This is a genomic window from Zoogloea sp., assembly GCF_041911615.1.
Lineage (GTDB): Bacteria > Pseudomonadota > Gammaproteobacteria > Burkholderiales > Rhodocyclaceae > Zoogloea.
In genome coordinates this window covers 1-4,070 of sequence record NZ_JAYROR010000075.1, presented here as the reverse complement: position 1 = coordinate 4,070, position 4,070 = coordinate 1, and the positions used below count along the sequence as shown (strand labels likewise).

At 67.4% G+C, this 4,070-nt stretch carries 3 protein-coding genes and 1 CRISPR repeat array; of the genes, 2 read left to right on the top strand and 1 reads right to left on the bottom strand.

The genetic code is table 11. The features are described 5' to 3' along the window. On the top strand, positions 1 to 625 hold a 625-nt coding region (gene proX / locus ACE3P2_RS08715), incomplete at its 5' end, for a glycine betaine/L-proline ABC transporter substrate-binding protein ProX (protein ID WP_374263502.1). A 77-nt stretch (positions 626 to 702) separates the two neighbouring features. Here the strand turns inward: proX and ACE3P2_RS08710 are convergent. Then, on the bottom strand, positions 703 to 1,626 hold the full coding sequence (locus tag ACE3P2_RS08710; RefSeq protein WP_374263500.1) for a LysR substrate-binding domain-containing protein: 924 nt from the start codon (positions 1,624 to 1,626) through the stop codon (positions 703 to 705). Between the two features lie 92 nt (positions 1,627 to 1,718). On the opposite strand from ACE3P2_RS08710, the gene ACE3P2_RS08705 reads away from it, so the two are divergent. Next, entirely contained in the window at positions 1,719 to 3,290 is a 1,572-nt protein-coding gene (locus tag ACE3P2_RS08705; RefSeq protein ID WP_374263498.1) for a trimethylamine methyltransferase family protein, read from the top strand. 293 nt (positions 3,291 to 3,583) lie between these two features. Continuing rightward, a CRISPR array of direct repeats spans positions 3,584 to 4,070; the repeat unit is 24 nt; unit sequence GTTTCGATCCGCGCCCCCGGGTGG.

Sequence of the window (4,070 nt, the reverse complement as noted above, 5' to 3'; positions counted from 1 at the left end):
GGCCAGCTATGACGCCGGCGTCACCGACCTTGCCATGCTGAAGGATCCCGAGGTCGCCAAGCGCTTCGACGCCGACGGCGACGGCAAGGCCGACCTCGCCGGCTGCGTCCCCGGCTGGGGCTGCGAGCGGGTGATCGAGCATCACCTGACCGAATATGGCCTGCGCGACACCGTCAGCCACAACCAGGGCGAATACAACGCCATCATCGCCGACACCATCGCCCGCTTCAAGAACGGCCAGCCGATCCTCTACTACACCTGGACGCCCTACTGGGTCTCGGGTGCGCTGGTGCCGGGCAAGGACGTGGAATGGCTGTCTGTGCCCTATACCTCGCTGCCGGACGGCGGCACGGGCAACACGGAATTCAACGGCAAGAACCTGGGCTTCGCCGTCGACAGCATCCGCGTCGTCGCGCGGAACGATTTTCTTCAGGCGAACCCGGCGGCGAAGAAGCTGTTCGAACTGGCCAAGATCGACATCAACGACATCTCGGCCGAGAACAAGCTGATCGCCGACGGCGAGGATAGCTCGGAGGCGATCGACAAGCACGTGGCCGACTGGATCGCCGCCCATCAGGCGGAATACGACGGCTGGCTGGTCGAAGCCCGCAAGGCTGCCGAATGACCCGGGACAGGCCCCGGCCCGCCTGACGCGGGTACCCCCGGCAACGGGGGCGCCCCTTCGGGACGCGGTCGCGGTTTTCAGCCGCTCCCCGGCGCAGCACGACGCTGATCCAGGAGCCAGTCGCGCACCTCCTGTGCCGCGCCTGACAACGGGACATCCTTCGGCCAGACGACGTGGAAGTCCATGCCGGTCACGAGCGAATGGTCGGTCAGCCGCACGAGCACGCCCTTTTCCACAAGCCTTTCGGTCAGGTGCCGCCAGCCGAGCGCGACACCCTGGCCCTCGATGACGGATTGCACGACCAGGACATAGTCGTTGATCTGAAGCCCCTTCGGCACACGCCTGCCCTCGATGCCCGCCGAAGCGAACCAGTCCGCCCATGTTGCGGCGGAACGGAACGGCTCCTCGAGGTGGATCAGCCGATGCGCCAGCAGGTCCGCAGCGTGCCGGGGCTGGGTCACGCGCGGCAGGTATCCGGCGCCGCAGACAGGGTAGATCTCCTCGGGGGCAAGGGCCTCGGCGTGGCAATGCGGCCAGTCGCCCGGGGCACCGCCCCGGATGCCGAGCGGGATGCCCTCGCCCACGAGATCGAGATCGCGGTCGGCCGTCTGTATCCGCAGGTCGACCCGCGGCAACTCCTCCCGGAACTTCGCCATTCGCGGCACCATCCAGAACGCCGCGAAGGCGGTGGAGCAGGACAGCGTCACATGGCTGCCGGTGGCGACGGCACGCAGGCCCTGCACCGAGCGCTGGATGTGCGACAGTCCGATCGAGACATCGGCGTGAAACCTCTCTCCCGCCTCGCTGAGGCGGACGCGGCGGTATTCCCGCAAGAAGAGCGCGGCGCCGAGGTGATCTTCAAGCCGGCCGATCGCATAGGACACCGCGGCCTGCGTCATGTTCAACTCGCGCGCGGCGGCGGTGAAGCTCGACAGGCGGCCGGCAGACTCGAACACCACGAGGCTGTTGATGGGCGGCAAGAGGCTGCGCAGGGTTTCCATGAATCAGATTTATCATCTCCATGAAACTTTTCCAGCGTTACAGGAAGAACCAACAGGTCTAGCCTGCTTCCGATTTATCGAAGGAGTCGACGATGGCCGACGGCGAATTGGCAGGTCAGGACACGAAGCGCCAGCGCGGCGGCCGGTCGCAGCGGCGCGAAAGCCGCATCCACGGCGGCCAGGCGGCGCAGCGCCCCTATATCGTCCGCAACATCCCCACCTACGACATCCTGTCGGACGAAAGCCTGGCCCGGATCGAGGCGACCGCCGAGCGCATCCTCGCCGAGATCGGCATCGAACTGCGCGAGGATGCCGAGGCGATGCGGCTCTACCGCGAGGCGGGCGCCGAGGTGAGCGAGATCAGCGCCGACGTCTGGCGGCTGAAGTTCGAGCCGGGGATGCTGCGCGAGATCCTGAAGACCGCGCCGGCCGAGTTCACGCAACACGCCCGCAACCCTGCCAATTCGGTGCGGATCGGCGGCAGGAACGTGGTCTTCGCCCCCTCCTACGGCAGCCCCTTCGTGATGGACCTCGATCGCGGCCGCCGCTACGGCACGATCGAGGATTTCCAGAACTTCGTGAAGCTGTCGCAATCCTCGCCGTGGCTGCACCATTCCGGCGGCACGGTGTGCGAGCCGACGGACGTGCCGGTGAACAAGCGCCACCTCGACATGGTCTATGCCCATATCCGCTATTCGGACCGGGCGTTCCTCGGCTCGATCACCGCGGCCGAGCGGGCGGCCGACAGCGTGGAGATGTGCCGCATCCTGTTCGGGGCCGATTTCGTCGACCGGAACTGCGTGGTGATGGGCAACTTCAACACCACCTCGCCCCTTGTGCTCGACGGGGTGACGACGGCAGGCATCCGCACCTATGCGGCGGCGAACCAGGGCTCGATCCACCTGCCGTTCCTGCTCGGCGGGGCGGTGGCGCCGCTGACCACAGCCGGGATGGTGGCGCAGGGGCTTGCCGAAAGCATGGCCTCCTGCGCGCTGACCCAGCTCGTCCGGCCCGGCGCGCCGGCGGTTCTGGCGGCCTTCTTCTCGTCGATGTCGCTGCGCTCCGGCTCGCCCACCTTCGGCACGCCCGAGCCGGCCATCGGTTCGCTGGTGATGGGCCAGCTCGCGCGGCGGCTGAACCTGCCCCTGCGCTGCGCCGGCAACTTCAGCACCTCGAAACTGCCGGACGGGCAGGCGATGCAGCAGAGCATGATGTCGATGATGTCGGCGGTCCAGGGCGGCGCCAACTACGTGCTGCACTCGGCCGGTTTCCTCGACGGGCTTCTGTCGATGTCCTACGAGAAGCACGTGATGGACACCGACATGTGCGGCGCGCTCCATGCCTATCTCGATGGCATGTCGGTGGACGACGATGCGCTGGCCTTCGAGGCGCTCGCGGAACTCGGGCCGGGCCAGCACCTGTTTTCCACCCAGCACACGCTCCGCCACTATGAGACCGCCTACTGGGATTCCGCGCTGGACGACAACCAGCCCTGGGAAACCTGGGACGAACAGGGCGGAATCGATTCCGCCAGGCGCGCCAATGCCCGCTGGAAGACCCTGCTGGCCCAGTATCAGGCACCGCCCCTCGACGAGGCACTGGACGAGGCGCTGGGCGATTTCATCGCGCGCCGCAAGACGGCGATGCCCGACATGTGGTACTGAGCCGCCAGACCGGCGGCCACCGCCCCGGCCCCGTTTCCATGCGGCGCTGCCGGAACCGCGCCTGCCTGATCTTCCGGGATTTGTCTCACCGGTCGGAGCGAGAGGAGCATAGACCGCTTCACCTCGATCCCCTGAATAGGACAATTTATTGATAACGGATATATTCTTGTGGCTTCAGCGTTCCGGGAATGTGTCGCAGACGGTTTTCTGGAGAGGTCCTTGAGACACATTTCGCATCTCGCCACAACTGGCTCGGCCTTGGCGCCGGCATAGGCACCTGCCGCGTCGACGACGTTTCGATCCGCGCGCCCGGGGTGGAGGCGACTTGCAGGAGGCGGCAAGGGTGCTGCTTGCGTCCTTGTTTCGATCCGCGCCCCCGGGTGGGGGCGACGCTGGTGCGCCTGGGCCACCCGCTCCGCATGCAATGGTTTCGATCCGCGCCCCCGGGTGGGGGCGACGCCAGACTTGGCGAGCCCCGCGCGCATGTGCGCCAGTTTCGATCCGCGCCCCCGGGTGGGGGCGACCATGAGAACGCGCGAGACCCAACGCGCGCGAACGTGTTTCGCTCCGCGCCCCCGGGTGGGGGCGACGCAGGGCGGCGACCTGCTCGGCAAAGGGTCGGCGGTTTCGATCCGCGCCCCCGGGTGGGGGCGACCTTCCGCTGATCCTGCAGCGCTATCAGCTGCCCCGTGTTTCGATCCGCGCCCCCGGGTGGGGGCGACGTGGTTTCGGTGCAGCCTGTGGGGCCAGCGCGGCGTTTCGATCCGCGCCCCCGGGTGG